The organism is Natronomonas sp. CBA1123 (assembly GCF_009741925.1).
Taxonomy (GTDB): Archaea; Halobacteriota; Halobacteria; order Halobacteriales; family Haloarculaceae; genus Natronomonas.
Genome location: NZ_WPCC01000010.1, coordinates 69,948 through 85,394 on the forward strand (window position 1 = coordinate 69,948; position 15,447 = coordinate 85,394).

The 15,447-nt window shown below is 65.4% G+C and carries 18 protein-coding genes and 1 tRNA gene; 13 read left to right on the forward strand and 6 right to left on the reverse strand.

Annotated elements, in window-relative coordinates; genetic code table 11:
* Window positions 1–4: 4 nt before the first annotated feature.
* From GJ631_RS06920 to GJ631_RS06940, 5 genes are all read left to right on the forward strand, one after another.
* Window positions 5–967, forward strand: a complete 963-nt coding sequence (locus tag GJ631_RS06920; protein ID WP_156708455.1) for a branched-chain amino acid ABC transporter permease — start codon at window positions 5–7, stop codon at window positions 965–967.
* On the forward strand, window positions 968–2,224 hold the full coding sequence (locus GJ631_RS06925) for a branched-chain amino acid ABC transporter permease (protein ID WP_156708456.1): 1,257 nt from the start codon (window positions 968–970) through the stop codon (window positions 2,222–2,224). It abuts the gene before it with no gap.
* Window positions 2,217–3,029, forward strand: a complete 813-nt coding sequence (locus GJ631_RS06930) for an ABC transporter ATP-binding protein (protein ID WP_156708457.1) — start codon at window positions 2,217–2,219, stop codon at window positions 3,027–3,029. Before GJ631_RS06925 ends, GJ631_RS06930 begins: the two co-directional genes overlap by 8 nt.
* Window positions 3,026–3,736: an ABC transporter ATP-binding protein gene (locus tag GJ631_RS06935; RefSeq protein WP_370518577.1), complete on the forward strand. Its 711-nt coding sequence runs from the start codon at window positions 3,026–3,028 to the stop codon at window positions 3,734–3,736. Before GJ631_RS06930 ends, GJ631_RS06935 begins: the two co-directional genes overlap by 4 nt.
* Window positions 3,737–3,830: 94 nt before the next feature.
* Window positions 3,831–4,667 carry a proline dehydrogenase family protein gene (locus tag GJ631_RS06940; RefSeq protein ID WP_156708458.1) on the forward strand — a complete coding sequence of 279 codons (837 nt, stop codon included), beginning with the start codon at window positions 3,831–3,833 and terminating at the stop codon, window positions 4,665–4,667.
* Between the two features lie 4 nt (window positions 4,668–4,671).
* On the opposite strand, the gene GJ631_RS06945 is transcribed toward GJ631_RS06940, so the two are convergent.
* Window positions 4,672–5,400, reverse strand: coding sequence for a helix-turn-helix domain-containing protein (locus GJ631_RS06945; protein ID WP_156708459.1), 729 nt, complete (start codon window positions 5,398–5,400; stop codon window positions 4,672–4,674).
* A gap of 160 nt (window positions 5,401–5,560) precedes the next feature.
* On the opposite strand from GJ631_RS06945, the gene GJ631_RS06950 reads away from it, so the two are divergent.
* The 5 genes from GJ631_RS06950 (at window position 5,561) to GJ631_RS06970 (ending at window position 11,014) form a co-directional block, all read left to right on the forward strand.
* The gene (locus GJ631_RS06950; RefSeq protein WP_156708460.1) at window positions 5,561–7,069 is read left to right on the forward strand and encodes an aldehyde dehydrogenase family protein; all 1,509 of its coding nucleotides are present in this window, start codon (window positions 5,561–5,563) and stop codon (window positions 7,067–7,069) included.
* Between the two features lie 178 nt (window positions 7,070–7,247).
* Complete coding sequence (locus GJ631_RS06955) at window positions 7,248–8,273, forward strand: nucleoside recognition protein (protein WP_156708461.1); 1,026 nt, start codon at window positions 7,248–7,250, stop codon at window positions 8,271–8,273.
* 89 nt (window positions 8,274–8,362) lie between these two features.
* Window positions 8,363–9,448, forward strand: a complete 1,086-nt coding sequence (locus GJ631_RS19455; RefSeq protein WP_156708462.1) for a THUMP domain-containing protein — start codon at window positions 8,363–8,365, stop codon at window positions 9,446–9,448.
* Window positions 9,449–9,650: 202 nt separating this feature from the next.
* On the forward strand, window positions 9,651–9,854 hold the full coding sequence (locus GJ631_RS06965; RefSeq protein ID WP_156708463.1) for a hypothetical protein: 204 nt from the start codon (window positions 9,651–9,653) through the stop codon (window positions 9,852–9,854).
* A gap of 98 nt (window positions 9,855–9,952) precedes the next feature.
* The gene (locus GJ631_RS06970; protein WP_156708464.1) at window positions 9,953–11,014 is read left to right on the forward strand and encodes a molybdopterin-dependent oxidoreductase; all 1,062 of its coding nucleotides are present in this window, start codon (window positions 9,953–9,955) and stop codon (window positions 11,012–11,014) included.
* On the opposite strand, the gene GJ631_RS06975 is transcribed toward GJ631_RS06970, so the two are convergent.
* A complete protein-coding gene (locus GJ631_RS06975; protein ID WP_156708465.1) occupies window positions 10,998–11,417 on the reverse strand; it encodes an RNA-binding domain-containing protein in 420 nt (139 codons plus the stop codon). The two genes, GJ631_RS06970 and GJ631_RS06975, sit on opposite strands and share 17 nt — an antisense overlap.
* The gene (locus tag GJ631_RS06980) at window positions 11,414–11,950 is read right to left on the reverse strand and encodes an AAA family ATPase (RefSeq protein ID WP_156708466.1); all 537 of its coding nucleotides are present in this window, start codon (window positions 11,948–11,950) and stop codon (window positions 11,414–11,416) included. The genes GJ631_RS06975 and GJ631_RS06980 overlap by 4 nt, the downstream gene beginning before the upstream one ends.
* Window positions 11,951–12,035: 85 nt before the next feature.
* On the opposite strand from GJ631_RS06980, the gene GJ631_RS06985 reads away from it, so the two are divergent.
* Both GJ631_RS06985 and GJ631_RS06990 read left to right on the forward strand, forming a co-directional pair.
* Complete coding sequence (locus GJ631_RS06985) at window positions 12,036–12,413, forward strand: YccF domain-containing protein (protein ID WP_156708467.1); 378 nt, start codon at window positions 12,036–12,038, stop codon at window positions 12,411–12,413.
* A gap of 40 nt (window positions 12,414–12,453) precedes the next feature.
* Window positions 12,454–12,557, forward strand: a tRNA-Arg gene (locus tag GJ631_RS06990).
* 274 nt (window positions 12,558–12,831) lie between these two features.
* On the opposite strand, the gene GJ631_RS06995 is transcribed toward GJ631_RS06990, so the two are convergent.
* Together GJ631_RS06995 and GJ631_RS07000 are read right to left on the reverse strand one after the other, a co-directional pair.
* Entirely contained in the window at window positions 12,832–13,119 is a 288-nt protein-coding gene (locus GJ631_RS06995) for a hypothetical protein (RefSeq protein WP_156708468.1), read from the reverse strand.
* 571 nt (window positions 13,120–13,690) lie between these two features.
* Window positions 13,691–14,782 (reverse strand): aminopeptidase, encoded by a 1,092-nt coding sequence (locus GJ631_RS07000; RefSeq protein ID WP_156708469.1) that lies wholly within the window; start codon window positions 14,780–14,782, stop codon window positions 13,691–13,693.
* A gap of 86 nt (window positions 14,783–14,868) precedes the next feature.
* Here GJ631_RS07000 and GJ631_RS07005 point away from each other — a divergent pair, with 86 nt between their 5' ends.
* A complete protein-coding gene (locus GJ631_RS07005) occupies window positions 14,869–15,156 on the forward strand; it encodes a hypothetical protein (protein WP_156708470.1) in 288 nt (95 codons plus the stop codon).
* 3 nt (window positions 15,157–15,159) lie between these two features.
* On the opposite strand, the gene GJ631_RS07010 is transcribed toward GJ631_RS07005, so the two are convergent.
* On the reverse strand, window positions 15,160–15,447 hold a 288-nt coding region (locus tag GJ631_RS07010; protein ID WP_156708471.1), incomplete at its 5' end, for a PQQ-binding-like beta-propeller repeat protein.

Below are 15,447 nucleotides of genomic sequence, written 5' to 3' on the forward strand. Positions count from 1 at the left end.
ACCGATGCCGCTTCTGGAATATCTGGCGAACGGACTCGTCTTCAGCAGTATCATCGTCCTCGGGAGCATCGGTCTGTCGCTGATATACAGCATCGCCGGATTCGCGAACTTCGCCCACGGCGACACGATGACCGTCGGCGCCTACGCCGCACTGGTGACCTTCGGCACCGTCGGCGGCCTCGGCGGGGCCGTCCTCGGCCTCCCGTACGGCTTCTTCGTCGCGTTACTCGTCGGCCTCTCGGCGGCGGTCGTCGTCGCCTTGGTGACCGAGCGGTTCGTGTACAAACCGCTCGACGTGGGCTCTATCGGCCTGCTCATCACCTCCATCGGCGTCGCCTTCGTCTACCGCGCGGTAGTGCAGATTCGCTTCGGTGCCGACTTCACCCGATACGGGATTCAGGCCGTCAGACCCATCGAGGCGCTCGTCCCCTACGGCATCCGGGTGACCGTCCACGACGTGGCTATCGTCATCTCGGCGTTCGTCCTCGTCGCCGGCCTGCACGTCCTGTTGCAGCACACCGACCTCGGTCGGAAGATGCGCGCGATGGCCGACAATCCGGACCTCGCACGTGTCAGCGGCATTCGGACCAACCGCATCAAACTGCTGGCGTGGGTCATCGGCGCCGGACTCGCCGGTGCCGGCGGCGTGTTCCTCGGACTGTTCAACCAACTGGCGCCGCGGATGGGGTTCAACCTCCTGCTGTTGATTTTCGCGGCCGTCATCCTCGGCGGCATCGGGTCGGTGTACGGCGCGATGCTCGGCGGCTTCCTCATCGGGATGATAAACCAGTTGACGCCGATTCTCTCCGACATCCGACTGCTCACTGACTTCGGGGCGTACCTCCCGTACGTCCCCGACTCCGTCGGCATCACCATCGGTATCGAGTACGCGAACGCCATCGCGTTCGTCATCATGGTCGCGGTGTTGCTCGTTCGACCGAACGGCATCGCCGGGGAGGCGGTCTGAATGGCCGACGCATCCACCGACGGGGACGTACCCCCGGAGGCCGACGCCGATGCGGAAGACGACCCCGGTTACTGGGCGTCGCTCACCGTCGCCGAGAAGGGCGTCGTCGCCTTCATCGGACTGTTCGCCGCCTTACTCGTCGCGCTCCTCGTTACCGGCGGCCTCGGTCCGGCGTACTTCCTCTACATCGTCGGCTTGGCGGGGATGTACGCGCTGTTGTCCTTCGGCCTGAACGCCCAGTGGGGCTTTACCGGCCTCATTAACTTCAGCGTCGCCGCGTTCTTCGGCATCGGCGCCTACGGCGCGGCACTGATGAGCGGTAGCACCTCGCCGATAGCCGGCGGATTCAACCCGATGTACGGCCTCGTCGTTGCCCTCGTCGCGGCGGCGGTACTCGCCGTCATCATCGGCATCCCGACGCTTCGACTCCGGGCGGACTACCTCGCCATCGCCTCGCTCGGCCTCGCGGAGGTCGTCCGGCTGGTCATCCTCAACCAACGGGAGTGGACCAACGGCAGCGCGGGCGTCCGCGGTATCCCGAGCTTCTTCGAGGGCTGGCCGGTGTTGTCGACGTTCCCGGAGGCGATGCCGGGACTGGAAATCGTCGTCATCCCGGGGTCGCCGATACTGCTCGAAACCTCCTTTTGGAGCGCGCTGTTGAACGTGGCGCTGGTGCTGGCCTTCGTCGGCGTCAGCTACTTCGTTCTCAAACGCGCCCACCGCTCGCCGTGGGGTCGCGTCCTGCGAACCATCCGCTCCGACGAGGACCTCGCGCGAGCGCTCGGGAAGAACACCTACTCGTTCAAGATGCAGTCGTTCGTCCTCGGGAGCCTCATCATGGCGCTCGCGGGCGTCTTCTATGCGCATCTGAACCTCTTCGTCAGCCCCGGCGACCTCGACCCCATCACGACGTTCTACGTCTGGGTCGCGGTCATCCTCGGCGGCAGCGGCTCGAACCGCGGGGCGCTGTTCGGCGGCGTCCTCGTCGTCACCATCCGGGAGGGGACCCGGTTCCTCAACGAACTGCAGGTCCCGGTCGGCATCTCGCCGGTTCGGTTTGTCGAGCTTCCCATCGACCCCGCCCCGATGCGCCTGCTGCTCATCGGCGTCGTCATCATCCTCGTCATGCGGTTCCGACCACAGGGCGTGTTGCCGCCACAGCGGGAGTTGATATGGCCGAGTTCCGTCGACGAGTCGACCCCGAAGACGCCGAAATCCGGCGTTCGCGAATCGAAAGCAGGTGATACCGATGAGTGAGAGTGAATTCGAATTCGACGACGATACCGAAACGTCGGCCGACAACGTCGTGTTGCGCGTCGACGACCTCCAGAAACGATTCGGCGGTCTCGTCGCAACCGACCACGCGACCTTCGAGGTCGAACGCGGCACGATTACGGGCCTCATCGGCCCCAACGGCGCCGGCAAATCGACCATCTTCAACCTCATCTCGGGGTTTTACGACCCCGACGGCGGCTCCGTCGAGGTCAACGGCGTCGACGTGACCGGCGCCGAACCGTATCAGGTCGCCGACCACGGGCTCATCCGGACGTTCCAGACGCCGCGGAAACTGGAGGGGATGACGGTCCGGGAGGCGATGCTCGTCGGGCCGCGGAACCAACCCGGCGAGTCGTTCATCAAACTGTTCACCTCTCCCGGCGAGGTCGGCGAGCACGAATCGAAGAGCCTCGCCGACGCCCAGCGCATCCTCGAGGAGTTCGAACTCGACCACCTGGCGACCCAGCCGGCGACGGACATCTCCGGCGGCCAGATGAAACTGGTCGAGTTGGCGCGGGCGATGCTGGCCGAACCCGAGGTGTTGTTGCTCGACGAACCCGTCGCGGGCGTCAATCCGACGCTTCGAAAGGACCTCGCCGAGCAGATTCGCCGACTCAACGAGCAGGGGACGACGTTCCTGCTCATCGAACACGACATGGAGTTCGTGATGGACCTCGCGGACCCGGTCATCGTCCTCGACCAGGGCAGCGTTCTGATGGAGGGCCCACCCCAGCGAGTCCAGAGCGACCCACGCGTCATCGAGGCGTACCTCGGAGGTGGCACGTGAGCGACCACGTGCTGTCGCTGTCGAGCGTCGACAGCGGCTACGGCGAGGTACAGGTCCTCGACGACCTGACGATGCACCTTGACGCCGGCGAAATCGTCTGTCTCGTCGGTCCCAACGGCGCCGGCAAGTCGACCGTCCTCAAGACGGCTTTCGGCCTGCTGACGCCGTGGGAGGGAACCGTCGACTTCCACGGCCGCGACATCGGCGGGATGGCCCCCGAGGACATCGTCCGGGAAGGCATCGGCTACGTCCCTCAAACCGACAACGTCTTCGGGTCGCTCACCATCGACGAGAACCTCCGGATGGGCGGCGTCGCCCGCTCGGAAGGCCTCGGCGAGGTCATCACGGAACTGTACGACCGGTTCCCGATTCTCGACGAGAAGCGCAGCGCGAAGGCACGGACGCTGTCGGGCGGCCAACGGCAGGTGCTCGCGTTCGCCCGCGCGCTCGTGATGGAACCCGACGTGTTGCTCATCGACGAGCCCTCGGCGGGTCTCGCGCCGAACACCGCCGACGAGGTGTTCGAGGACGTCGTCGCCGTCAACGAACTGGACACGGCCATCCTGATGGTCGAACAGAACGCGACGAAGGGGCTGAACATCTCCGACCGCGGCTACGTCCTCGACCAGGGCACCGTCGCCTACGAGGGCACGGCAGACGGCCTCCTCGACAACGAGGAGGTGTCGAAACTGTACCTCGGCGGTTGAGGCCGCGGCCGCGGAGGCGTCTTATTTTCTCACAAATCCGACCGAATCGTATGGTAGGGTGGGGGTTGACCCCGAAACGACACCACTCTCGAGTATGATACCCCCCATCGCGAGCAACTTCGTCGCCGGCGAGGACGCCGCGACGGCCATCGACCACATCCGGGACTGCAACGCCGACGGCGTCGCCGGTATCCTTAATCTCCTCGGCGAACACTACGAGACGCGGGCGGACGCCGACGCCGACACGCGGGCCTACGTCGATTTGATTCACGACCTCGACGAGGCGGGCGTCGATGCCTGCGTCTCTGTGAAACCCTCCCAAATCGGCCTCGACGTGGGCGAGGAGGCCTTCCGTGAGAACCTCGCGAGTATCGTCGACGCCGGCCAGAAGCGGGACTGTTTCGTCTGGATAGACATGGAGGACCACACGACGACCGACGTGACTCTCGACGCCTTCGAACACCACGCCCGCGAAACCGACGGCGACGTGGGCGTCTGCGTGCAGGCCAATCTCAAGCGGACTCGCGATGACCTCGAACGACTGGCCGAACTCCCCGGGAAGGTGCGACTGGTGAAGGGCGCCTACGACGAACCGAAGGACATCGCTCACAAAGGCGGCGAGGCGGTCGACGAGGCGTATAGGGACTGCATCGAGTTCGCCTTCCGAGCGTTCGACGACGGCGTCGCGGTCGGCAGCCACGACCCCGCGATGCTCGAGTACGCCGCCGAGATGCACGACGAATACGGCACCCCCTACGAGGTCCAGATGCTGATGGGTGTCCGGGAGTCGGCCCAGCGCGACCTCGCCGGCGACGTACCGGTGTACCAGTACGTCCCCTACGGCAACAAGTGGTTCTCGTATTTTTACCGCCGTATCCGGGAGCGGAAGTCGAACGCGCTGTTCGCGCTTCGGGCTATCGTCGGCCGGTGAGTGGCTACTCGTGGGCCTGGGGGTCGAGCAGTTTCGCCTCGGCCTTCCGGAGGTGTTCGAGTAGCGTCGTCTTCGAGACGTCGAGTTCCGCCGCGAGGTCGCGCGTCGAGACGCCGCGGGGCCACTCGTAGTAGCCCCGCTCGCGTGCGAGTTCGAACACGTCGCGTTGGGTCGGCGTCAGGGCGTCGAGTCGGCGCTGTCGCTCCGGGCGTCGGGCGTCACCGGAGGTGATGCGCTCGACGGTGACCTCCGCGCCGGCATCGGCGCGGACGCCATCCAGAGCCGATTCGATGTCGGCGCGTTCGTTGGCGAAACTCACCTGCCAGTACTCCCGGCCGCCCTCGATGCGGACGGGTTCGCTGTGGACGAAGCCGTGTTGGAGCAACACGGGACACACCATGTCGCTCGGGTCGTACTCGAGGAAGAACTCCCGGACGACGTTGCCGGGGGCTGCGTGGCCCGACCCGAACCGCTCCTGTAACTCCAGCAGTTCGCCGCTGTGTGGGGAGTCCTCGATGGCGGCGAGCAGTTCCTCCAAATCCTCGGTACTGTCCGCGAAGGCGGTGAACAGCCCGTTGACGGAGTCGGTTGCGACGTTGGCCTTCGGCGTGTTGTATATCGCGTGTGCCAAGACGCCGCCCGATGTCTTCTCGGTCGCCTCTATCGCCCAGCAGTTCGGATGCCACAGATCCAGCGTCAGTCGCGTGCCGGTCCCCGGCTGTGCCTGACCCATCATGCTCAGTTCGTACGCAGAGAATAAGACGCTGTCTTCCATCGAAGGTCACCCGACCATGGTCGGGACGGTGGCCGCTCGCGGCACCGATGCAGTCGGTTTCGGCGGGGCTGACCATGGTCGGGGCGGGGTATTCTGCCGTCCGTACGGAGGTTGATGTATGGCGTCACACGCACACTACATCGACGGCGAGTGGGTCGAGGGAGAAGAGACGTTCGTAAGCGAAAACCCGGCGACTGGAGAGTCACTCGGTGCGTTCCCCCGCGGGACCGAGGAGGACGTCGCGACGGCGGTCGACGCCGCCGAAGAGGCATTCGAGGAGTGGCGCGAACTGTCCTACCCCAACCGCGCGGAGTACCTCTGGGACGTTTACGAGGAACTGAAGGCGCGGACGGACGAACTCGGCGAACTCGTCACCCGTGAGTGTGGCAAGGAGATAAGCGAGGGGCAGGCGGACATCGTCGAGGCAGCCCACATGGTCGAGTGGGCGGCGGGCAACGGACGCCACCCCCACGGCGACGTGGTCCCCTCCGAAATCGCGGCGAAAGACGCCTACATGCGCCGGAGTCCCCGCGGCGTCGTCGGCTGTATCACGCCGTGGAACTTCCCCATCGCCATCCCGTTTTGGCACATGGCAGTCGCGTTGGTCGAGGGCAACACGGTCGTCTGGAAGCCGGCCGAACAGACGCCGAAGTGCGCCCACGCCATCGCGGAGTTGATGGTCGACGCCGGGATTCCCGACGGCGTGTTCAACATGGTTCAGGGGTTCGGCGATGCCGGCGCCGCCATCGTCGACAGCGACGTCGAGTCGGTGCTGTTTACGGGTAGCGCCGAGGTGGGCCACTCCATCGCCAACGAGGTGGGCGGGACGCCCGGCAAACTCGCCGCCTGCGAGATGGGCGGGAAGAACGCCGTCGTCGTCACCGAACACGCCGACCTCGACCTCGCGGTGCCCGCGGCGGTACTGTCGAGTTTCAAGACGACGGGGCAACGCTGTGTGTCGAGTGAGCGGCTCATCGTCCACACCGACGTGTACGACGAGTTCAAAGAGCGCTTCGTCGCCGCCGCCGAGAAAGTCGCCGTCGGCGACCCCCTCGACGAGGGGACGTTCATGGGGCCGCTCATCGAACCAGAACACCGCGAGAAGGTCCGCAAATACAACGACCTCGCCCGCGAAGAGGGCGTCGAGGTGCTGGTCGACCGGACCGAACTCGACGACGACGAGATTCCAGACGGCCACGAGGACGGCCACTGGGTCGGCCCGTTCGTCTACGAGACGCCGTACGACCCGGACCTCCGATGCATCCACGAGGAAGTGTTCGGCCCCCACGTCGCGCTCATCGAGTACGACGGCGACATCGAACACGCCGTCGACCTCCAGAACGCGACGCCGTACGGACTCGCGGGGTCGATAATCAGCGAGGACTACCGCCAAATCAACTACTACCGCGACCACGCGGAACTCGGGCTGGCCTACGGCAACCTACCGTGTATCGGCGCGGAGGTACAGTTGCCGTTCGGCGGCGTGAAGAAATCCGGCAACGGCTACCCTTCCGCTCGCGAAATCATCGAGGCAGTCACCGAGCGGACGGCGTGGACGCTGAACAACTCCAAGGACATCGAGATGGCACAAGGGCTCTCCGCCGACATCAAGGTGGAGGAGGAGTGATGGCCATCTCGACGGAAGTCCTCGCCTGCCTCCGGTGTTCGGCGCCGACCGTCGACGCCGGTGGGGGACGCCACTGTCCCGCCTGTGGCTGGCGGGAGTGCGACGGCGCGGATTAAGTCGCGGCGCGTTCCACCCGAAACGCAACCGTTTCGGGCACCCGCCCCGTGTTTCGACTCGAATGGACCCCGCCATCGGTTCGGTACTCGTCGGCGACGTGTTGCCGCGAGTGCTTACCATCGCCATCGCCATCGCTGCCGGGGTCACCTTCGCGAACCTGCTCGTCGCCTTCGGCGTCATCGATTACATCGCGACGCTGTCGAAGCCGCTGACCGGCCCAGCGAACCTCCCCGACGAGGTCGGCGGCGCCATTATCACGACGGCCGCCTCGACGACCGCAGGCTACGGCATGCTCGCGGAGTACCGCGATTCCGGGCTGCTCGACGACCGTGCGACGCTCGTCGCTGTCACCATCAACACGTTCTTCGGGTTCGTCCAGCACATCTTCACCTTCTACGCGCCAGTCCTGATTCCGATTCTCGGTCTGAAGGTCGGCCTGCTGTACGTCGGCGCGCGTGCCGGCGTCGCGTTGGCGATTACACTCACCGGCGTCGCGCTGGGCGCGCTGTTGCTCTCGGCGAAGAACGTCGACCCCGAGGCGATGGCCGGCAGCGAGAGTGACGGCGAGGCCACGCCCGACGCGCGAGCAGACGGTGGCGAGAGCGACGACTCCGAGGACGGACCGCCCGAGACGACCCGCGGAAAACTCCGCGAGGCCGGCCGCTCCGGCGTTGAGAAGACGTGGGACATCCTCCCGCGACTCGTCGTCGTCTACACGCTGGTCGTCCTGTTGACGACGTACTACGACCTCGAAGCGCTGACCGGCGGGGCGGCCGACCCGCTGGCGACGCTGACTGGCCTGCCCGCCGCGGCCGTCCCCGTCATCGTCATTTACGCCTTCGACACCACGAGCGGCGCAATCACTATCGCCCCGCTCATCGAGGACGGCGTCTTCACCGCCCGAACCGCCGTCGCGACGATGCTGCTCGGCGGCATCGTCTCCTTTACCGTCTCGACGTTCAAGCGGTCGATTCCCTTCCAGTTCGGCATCTGGGGGACGGAGTTCGGCACGAAAGTCGTCGTCGTGAACACGACACTGAAGGTGGTGTGGATTGCCGTCGCGTTGGCGTTGCTGTTGGCGGTCTGACGGAGTCTCGGAAGCGACGAACATCCCCAAAGCCCCGTTTCGGCCAGCGCTCTCGCTGCCCTTTTGCGTAATCTACCCATACGGGAGGTGTGGAACTCCTCGCGACGACCAACGGCGGGCTCGAGACGATTGCTGCGGACGAACTCGACGACCTCGTCGGCGCCGATGCCGACAGACACCACCGTGGCGTCGTCGCGTTCAGTGGAAACCAAGACGACGTTTACGACCTCCACTACCGCTCGCGGACCTGCCACCGCATCATGGAGGTCCTCGTCGACGAACAAATCGCGGAACTCGAAGACGTCTACGACCGCACGCGGGAGGCCGACATCGCCACCCACCTTCCCTTGGACGACTTCGGCGTCGTCGGTACCCGACACGGCAGCCACGACTTCACGAGCGTCGACGTGGCCGAACGGGTCGGACAGGCGGTCATCGACGACTACCGCGAGTCCACCGGCGACCGCCTCCCCGTCGATTTGGACGACCCGACCGTGCGGCTGGAGGCATACCTCTACGACGACCGGTTCACGCTGGCGGTCGATTTGAGCGGCGAATCGCTGCACAAACGGCCCTACCGGGTCTGTGAACACGACGCACCGCTGCGCTCGACGTTCGCCTACTCGATGCTCCGCATTGCGGGCTACGAGGCCGAGGACCGGCTAATCGACCCGATGGCGGGGTCGGCGACGATTCCAATCGAGGCGGCACTGGCGGCGACCGATCGGGTTCCCTATCCGGGATTCGAACCGGCGTTCGACGCACTGCCTCGTTACGACGGCGACGTCTTCGAAGAGCGCCGGGCCGCCCACGAACCGACGACCCCCGACGTCGCCCCCGACATCGAAGCCCGAGAAATCCGGGACCGCTGGCGTCGGTGTGGGCGCGTCAACCGCGACGCGGCGGGCGTCGACTGCGTCGATATCGTCGAGGCCGACGCCCGGGAGGCCGCAATCGACGCCGACTGCGTCGTCACGAACCTCCCGTTCGGCATCCGGGTCAGCGAGGACCTCCGGGAGCTGTATTCGGCGTTCGCCGACCGCCTCCGAGAGGGCTCCGTCGACCGCTGTGTCGCGCTGACGACGAAACCCGAGCTGATGCCGCTGGACCCGGTCGAGCGATACGACGTTCCGTACGGCCGCCTCGACGCCACTATCGCCGTCTACGAACCCTGAACGGCCTTGGTCGACCGCTCTACTGGACGACTGTTGACAAGTACAGCCGCTGTTCGATACCTTTATGAACAATCGTGTTATACAGCGAAGTACATGCGAAACGCTGCCCGCGTCCGTGGTTCGCAACTCCTCCTTGTAGGCGTACATTGCTGATTCTCCGGTCCGACCGCACCGCCTTCGACCGCACTTTCAAACCCTACAAATGAGCACCGAACCCCGATCCGACGCCCAGCCGATGACCGACGCCCGAACGACAGCAATCACCGCCCGTGGCCGCAGCGACCCGTGGGCCGACGAGGACGCGACGCCGTCACTTACCGCCGCCCGCGCACCACGACAGTTCGAGCCGACCGTCCGGGAGCGACTTCGCAACCTGATGGACGACGAGAACGCCTATTGTAGCTGAACGCCCGTTTCTCGACGCTTCCGCTTCGACCGCACAGCGACTGCACAGCGAGCAGCCGGACGGACAAGACGCTTGCCCGTCCAGTTCCAACACACGGTATGGACCGTCCGACGTGGCTGAGCGCACCGAACGCCCGCGTCGTCGACGCGTCGCTGCTCATTGGCGTCGCCTTCGTCGTCACCACCGGCGTCGTCAGCCTCTACTCCGGCCGCCCGAGTCGGGCGTGGGTGTTTCTCACCCACGGCGTCGGTGGCCTCGTCGTGGCGGCACTCGTCGCACTCAAACTCGCCCGCGTCCGGCATCGACTCCGTGGCGCTGCCGAAAGCGGCGTCGTCGCCCTCTCGGTACTGCTCGCGGTCGTGACGATGGCGGCACTCGCAAGCGGCGTCGCGTGGGTGTTCGGCGCCTCCGTGGACCTCGGCCCGTGGGGACTGCTCAACCTCCATATCGGCCTCGGGTTGCTCGTCGTTCCCCTCCTTCTCGCCCACCTCTACTGGCGGTTCGGGCTCCCGTCGAGTGCCGACTTCGAGGGCCGCCGGACCGCGTTGCGCTACACGGCCCTCGTCGTCGCCGGCGCGGCCACCTACCGACTGCAGGGAGCGGCTAACGCCGCACTCGAAACAGCGGGCAGCGAGCGGCGATTCACCGGCTCTCGCGAGGAGGGAAGCGACGACGGCAACGGCTTTCCCGTCACGAGTTGGGTCGCCGACGACCCCGCCCCACTAGACCGCCAGGCGTGGTCGCTCTCCGTCGACGGGTCGGTTGAGGAGTCTCTCGACCTCGACTACGACGACCTTGCTCGCAACGAACGGCGAGCACTCCTCGACTGCACCAGCGGCTGGTACTCCGAACACGACTGGCAGGGCGTCGCCGTCGGCGAACTGCTCGACGCCGCCGGTCCCGAAGACGACGCCGAGTGGGTGTCGTTCCGCTCGGTGACCGGCTATCGCTGGAGTCTCCCTATTGAGGAGGCCCGCGAGGCCATGCTCGCGACCCACGCCGACGGCGAAGAACTCAGCCACGGCCACGGCTTTCCGCTACGGTTGGTCGCCCCCGGCAGACGCGGCTTCCAGTGGGTGAAGTGGGTCGAAGAAGTCAGGGTGACCCGCCGCCGCGACCACAGCGAGCGGCTGGCGATTTTCGTCAGCGGCTTTCGGTAGTGTCGACGGGTCGGCCTTCCTCGGTCGGCGGCGCGACGTGGTCGATGAACGACTCCACGTCGGGCTCTTTCACCCGAACGCGGACGTGAATCTCGCCGAGTTCGCTCCCCTCGCCGACGGCGAAGTTGACCGCCCCGCGGAAGGCCGCCTGCTTCTTCAACTCGAAACTGAAGGTGTCGCCGTCCTGTCCGGCGAAGAACTGTCCGCGGGCGGTGTCGAGGATGGCCTGCTCGTGGAGGCGCTCCGAGAGGTGGTCCAGCGAGTGACACGTCGCCAGCAGTTCGCCGGGGTGGGACTCGATTTCGGCCTCCGGGAAGAGGTTGTGGATGGCGTCGGCGACCCGGTCGGTTACCTCGGTGTCGTTGACCGGTGCCGTAATCTGGACGTCGATGCTGTATATCATTGTAGTACCTCCCGAACCTGCGTTCGGAACTCCTCTAGGGTCCCCGTGTTCTCGATGGTGATGTCGGCACGTTCCATCGCCTCGCCGAGGCCGAATCCCAACTCGCGCTCGTCGCGGGCGGCGAGGCCCTCGCCGTCCCCGTCGACTTTGTCTCGGCCGCGTTCGCCGATGCGTTGCTCGCGGAGTTCGAACGGCGCCTCGACGCTCACGAGGACGAACGCCTCGCCGAAGCGCTCCTCGAAGGCGTCGACCTCCACGCCCGAGCGGATGCCGTCGACGAGGACCGTATCGGCCTCCGCCAGCGCCTCCTCGATGTGTGGCAGCGACTCCTCGGCGATGGCCGCCGGGCCGTTCTCCTCGCGGAGCGCCTGGGCGATTTCGCCGTGGTGCTCGGCGGGGTCCAGCCCGCGGTTGCGACACTCCGCGCGGATGACATCGCCCATCGTCACGACCGGGATGTCGAGTGACTCGGCGACGGCGGCGAACTCGCCTTTGCCGCTGCCGGCCAACCCGACGGTTCCGATGACTCGCATTCACCCCGAGATACCTCCCTGTCGGGCTTGAAGGCTTTGCTCGGCGGCCGTCACGCTCATCTTTCGTGGTACCCTATCCGAGAGCATGTCCGAACGCTCGTTTTTCACCCGCGCCCTGTGGTTCGTCTTCATCGGCTGGTGGCTCACCCCTGTCCTCGTCAACGCCGCGTGGCTGCTGGGGCTCACCGTGATTCTGCTGCCCCTCTCGGTGAAACTCATCAACCTCGTCCCGACGGCGCTGACGCTGAAGACGCCCCAGTCGACGCTGGACCCCGATAGCGCCCGCGGCCAGCGCAACCTCCTCGTGCGGGCGCTGTACTTCGTCTTCGTCGGCTGGTGGCTGAGCTTCCTGTGGGCCAACGTCGCGAACATCCTCGCCGTGACGATAATCGGCCTGCCGGTCGCGATTTGGATGCTGCATCGGCTGCCGTTCGTGCTGTCGCTGTATCGGTACGACGGCTGATTCGCACCGTTTTTGAGGTGGGGTCCGCTATTCGACGGTAGGGCACGTAGCTCAGCTAGGATAGAGCGTCGGACTTCTATCCGCACCGGGCTTGCGGTGTGGGAAGCCATCCGACGGCCGTGGGTTCGAATCCCACCGTGCTCGTCATCTCCGAGTAACGCGAGGAGTGACGACTCCGGGGTTCGAACCCTGGAAGTCGCAGCGGCCGAGCGTAGCGAGGCCGACCGTCTTCCTTCGGTGAGACTCCCACCGTGCTCGTTCCTCCCTTCGGTCGTCATTCCCACGGTGTAGTTCGCGAAGCCGCCGGCTTCGCTCACTCCCACCGTGCTCGCTCTCCGTTCGGTCGTCACTCACGGGTTATGATTAGCGAAGCTTTCCGAGTGTAGAAGTTCAACTATTGACCAAAACGTCCGTCGAGTCAGTCCGTTTGGCCCGCCGTCTGTTTCATTTGATATCGCCCACCGATGATTGCCGTGAGGCCGACGGCCGAAAGCGAGAGGAAGGCAAGCCACGCGTAGTCGTACACTACGACCGGACACTGGGGGTTTACATAGACCAGCTGTAACGTCGAATCCAGGTGGAGACCTTCCGGGCTGGAGACTCCACACGGATGTCCGCCCGGCCAGAGTAGGCCGAACGCGTTTCCCCACCCAACCCACAGGACGGCGGCTCCAAACGCAATGAGGAGAACGTTCTGCGCCTTCACGTGTAACTTCGGTGTCTTGTACGAGTGTTAAATTCCTTCCGACGGTTCTCCGCCTGCCCATCGCACGTGGTCGATTCTCGACGGTGACCAGCTGACCGCTCTCTTGACAGCCTCTCCCAGCGCCAATCTCAAACACATATCTCACGATATTCGTCATAATCTTGCACGTATGTATTCAAAATAGCGTAATGGGTTGTCTAGAGAAAAGATTTATTACCTCTCTCCGGATGTTTGTAGATGTAATGTCCGCAAGTGTCCCACCGTACGTGGGGTCAGCAAGCTACGCACCGTGTCCCGAGTGCCGAGAAGGGGCCCTCACGTGGGACCCCGTCGAAGGAACGAGTACCTGTGGGGTGTGTGAAAACGCTCGGTGACCTCGACCGACCGCTCTGGCAATCTGCCATTACCGCCGACGCCGCTTTGCGGCGTCACCCGCCGGCTCCGTGGGCCGGCGACTCCTGTCATCGACTCCGCCCTGCTCGGGCGGACGCCGTGGCGCTCTGTCCACCGCTGCGGCATTCGTTTTCGTGCCGAAACGTAGTGAAAAGCGACGCAGTCCGTTCTCTCGGTGTTACTCCTCGAAGCCGTCTTCGAACCGGAACGTTCCGTCCCGCTGGACGACTTCCCCGTCGACTTCGATGTAAGAGTCCTCGCTCATGTCGACTATCATGTCGACGTGGACGGCCGATTCGTTCTGCTCGCGGCCCTCGCCGACGGTGTCGGGGTAGGCGCGACCGACCGCCATATGGACGGTGTCGCCCATCTTCTCGTCGAACAGCATGTTGTAGGTAAAGCGGTCGATGTCGCGGTTCATCCCGATACCGAGTTCGCCGAGTCGACTCGCGCCGGGGTCGGTCTCCAGCACCTCGGTCAGCAGGGCCTCGTTTTGGTCGGCGGCGTGTTCGACGACTTCGCCGTCCTCGAAGACGAGGTGGGCGCCCGTAATCTCACGGCCCTGGTGGTACAGCGGCTTGTCGAACAGTACCTCGCCGTTGACGCTGTCGACGACGGGGGCGGTGAACACCTCGCCGCCGGGGAGGTTCTTCTCGGCGTAGTCGTTGATGGTCGTCATCCCGTCGACGGACATCGTCACGTCGGTGGTGTCGCCGCTCACGATGTGGACTTCGTCGGCGGGGTCGAGAATCTCGACCATCCGCTGTTGGTGCTTTCGCTGGGCCTTCCAGTCTTTGTTCACGGCGTCCCAGACGAAGCCCTCGTAGGCCTCGGTGGACATGCCCGCGAGTTGGGCGCTGGCTTGGGAGGGGAACTGCGTGAGACACCAGCGACTCGAGAGGGCGGCCTCCTGTACCGGCTGGTTCGCCCGCGAGCGGACGGCCTGCGTCTCGGGGTCGACGTCGCTCGTCTCGGTGGCGTTTCGCTCCGCGCGCACGCGGATGAGCACGTCGCTTTCCTCGTACAGCGCCTGGGTGTGAGTCGGCGTCTCGATGGCCTCGTCGTCGACGGCCTTCAGATACGCACGGTCGGCGCGGGCGTCGTTGGCGAGATACACCGGCGTCGCGCCCCGGTCGCCGACGACTTCGTGGAGGGCGACCGCGAGGTCCTCGGCGACGCTCGGCGCGCTGATGACGACGTTGTCGCCCGCCTGCACGTCCGTCGAGTGGTCGACGATTATCTCTGCGTGTTCGCGAATGCGCGAGTCCATACCGAACGTGTCGTCGCCCGGACCTATACGCTTTCGACTGTGCCGGCGAAGCAACGGATAAGTTACCCGCCGTGGTAGTAGCCTCCATGTGGCGCCGCCGGGACAACGAGGAGGTGACCTGCATCGCCTGCGGCGAGTCGGTTCCCCGTTCGGAGGCCCGCGAGTACGACAAACACGGCGACCGCTGGGACCGCGAGGACAAGGCCTTCGAACACCTCTGTAAGCCCTGCTATCGCGAGTTGTGTCATCTCCCTCGGAGCGGTCTTGAGACGCTCTTGGAGGACATCGACACCGGTGGTCGCACGCGTGCGGAGTTCCTCGCGGAGTACGTCGAGTTGGTCGAGAGCGACCACGAAGCCGAATCCAGCGATTAGCGACTACGCCAACGCGTACATCGTGTGGTCGTACAGCGAACTGCCCTTCACCTTCACGCAGCCACCGGTGTACACCGTGCCGTCCCGGAAGATGGGCGACCCGAAGGTGCCGGCGACGCCCGGCAGCTCGATGCGCCACTGCGCGTCACCGCCGTCGGTCGAAAACGACGCCACCTCGTTGCCGCCGACGTGAACCATCCCGCCGCCCACGCCGACACCCGTCTTGGCGACGTGGTCGACCATCCCCGACCACTGCCCCTCGCCACTCGCCCGGTCGACGGGCGAGCGACA

What these genes read in the sequence shown, in the direction of transcription:
- GJ631_RS06920 (WP_156708455.1), top strand. Translation starts at nt 5, where the DNA reads ATGCCGCTTCTGGAATATCTGGCGAACGGACTCGTCTTCAGCAGTATC.
- GJ631_RS06925 (WP_156708456.1), top strand. Translation starts at nt 968, where the DNA reads ATGGCCGACGCATCCACCGACGGGGACGTACCCCCGGAGGCCGACGCC.
- GJ631_RS06930 (WP_156708457.1), top strand. Translation starts at nt 2,217, where the DNA reads ATGAGTGAGAGTGAATTCGAATTCGACGACGATACCGAAACGTCGGCC.
- GJ631_RS06940 (WP_156708458.1), top strand. Translation starts at nt 3,831, where the DNA reads ATGATACCCCCCATCGCGAGCAACTTCGTCGCCGGCGAGGACGCCGCG.
- GJ631_RS06945 (WP_156708459.1), bottom strand. Translation starts at nt 5,400, where the DNA reads ATGGGTCAGGCACAGCCGGGGACCGGCACGCGACTGACGCTGGATCTG.
- GJ631_RS06950 (WP_156708460.1), top strand. Translation starts at nt 5,561, where the DNA reads ATGGCGTCACACGCACACTACATCGACGGCGAGTGGGTCGAGGGAGAA.
- GJ631_RS06955 (WP_156708461.1), top strand. Translation starts at nt 7,248, where the DNA reads ATGGACCCCGCCATCGGTTCGGTACTCGTCGGCGACGTGTTGCCGCGA.
- GJ631_RS06965 (WP_156708463.1), top strand. Translation starts at nt 9,651, where the DNA reads ATGAGCACCGAACCCCGATCCGACGCCCAGCCGATGACCGACGCCCGA.
- GJ631_RS06970 (WP_156708464.1), top strand. Translation starts at nt 9,953, where the DNA reads ATGGACCGTCCGACGTGGCTGAGCGCACCGAACGCCCGCGTCGTCGAC.
- GJ631_RS06975 (WP_156708465.1), bottom strand. Translation starts at nt 11,417, where the DNA reads ATGATATACAGCATCGACGTCCAGATTACGGCACCGGTCAACGACACC.
- GJ631_RS06980 (WP_156708466.1), bottom strand. Translation starts at nt 11,950, where the DNA reads ATGCGAGTCATCGGAACCGTCGGGTTGGCCGGCAGCGGCAAAGGCGAG.
- GJ631_RS06985 (WP_156708467.1), top strand. Translation starts at nt 12,036, where the DNA reads ATGTCCGAACGCTCGTTTTTCACCCGCGCCCTGTGGTTCGTCTTCATC.
- GJ631_RS07000 (WP_156708469.1), bottom strand. Translation starts at nt 14,782, where the DNA reads ATGGACTCGCGCATTCGCGAACACGCAGAGATAATCGTCGACCACTCG.
- GJ631_RS07005 (WP_156708470.1), top strand. Translation starts at nt 14,869, where the DNA reads ATGTGGCGCCGCCGGGACAACGAGGAGGTGACCTGCATCGCCTGCGGC.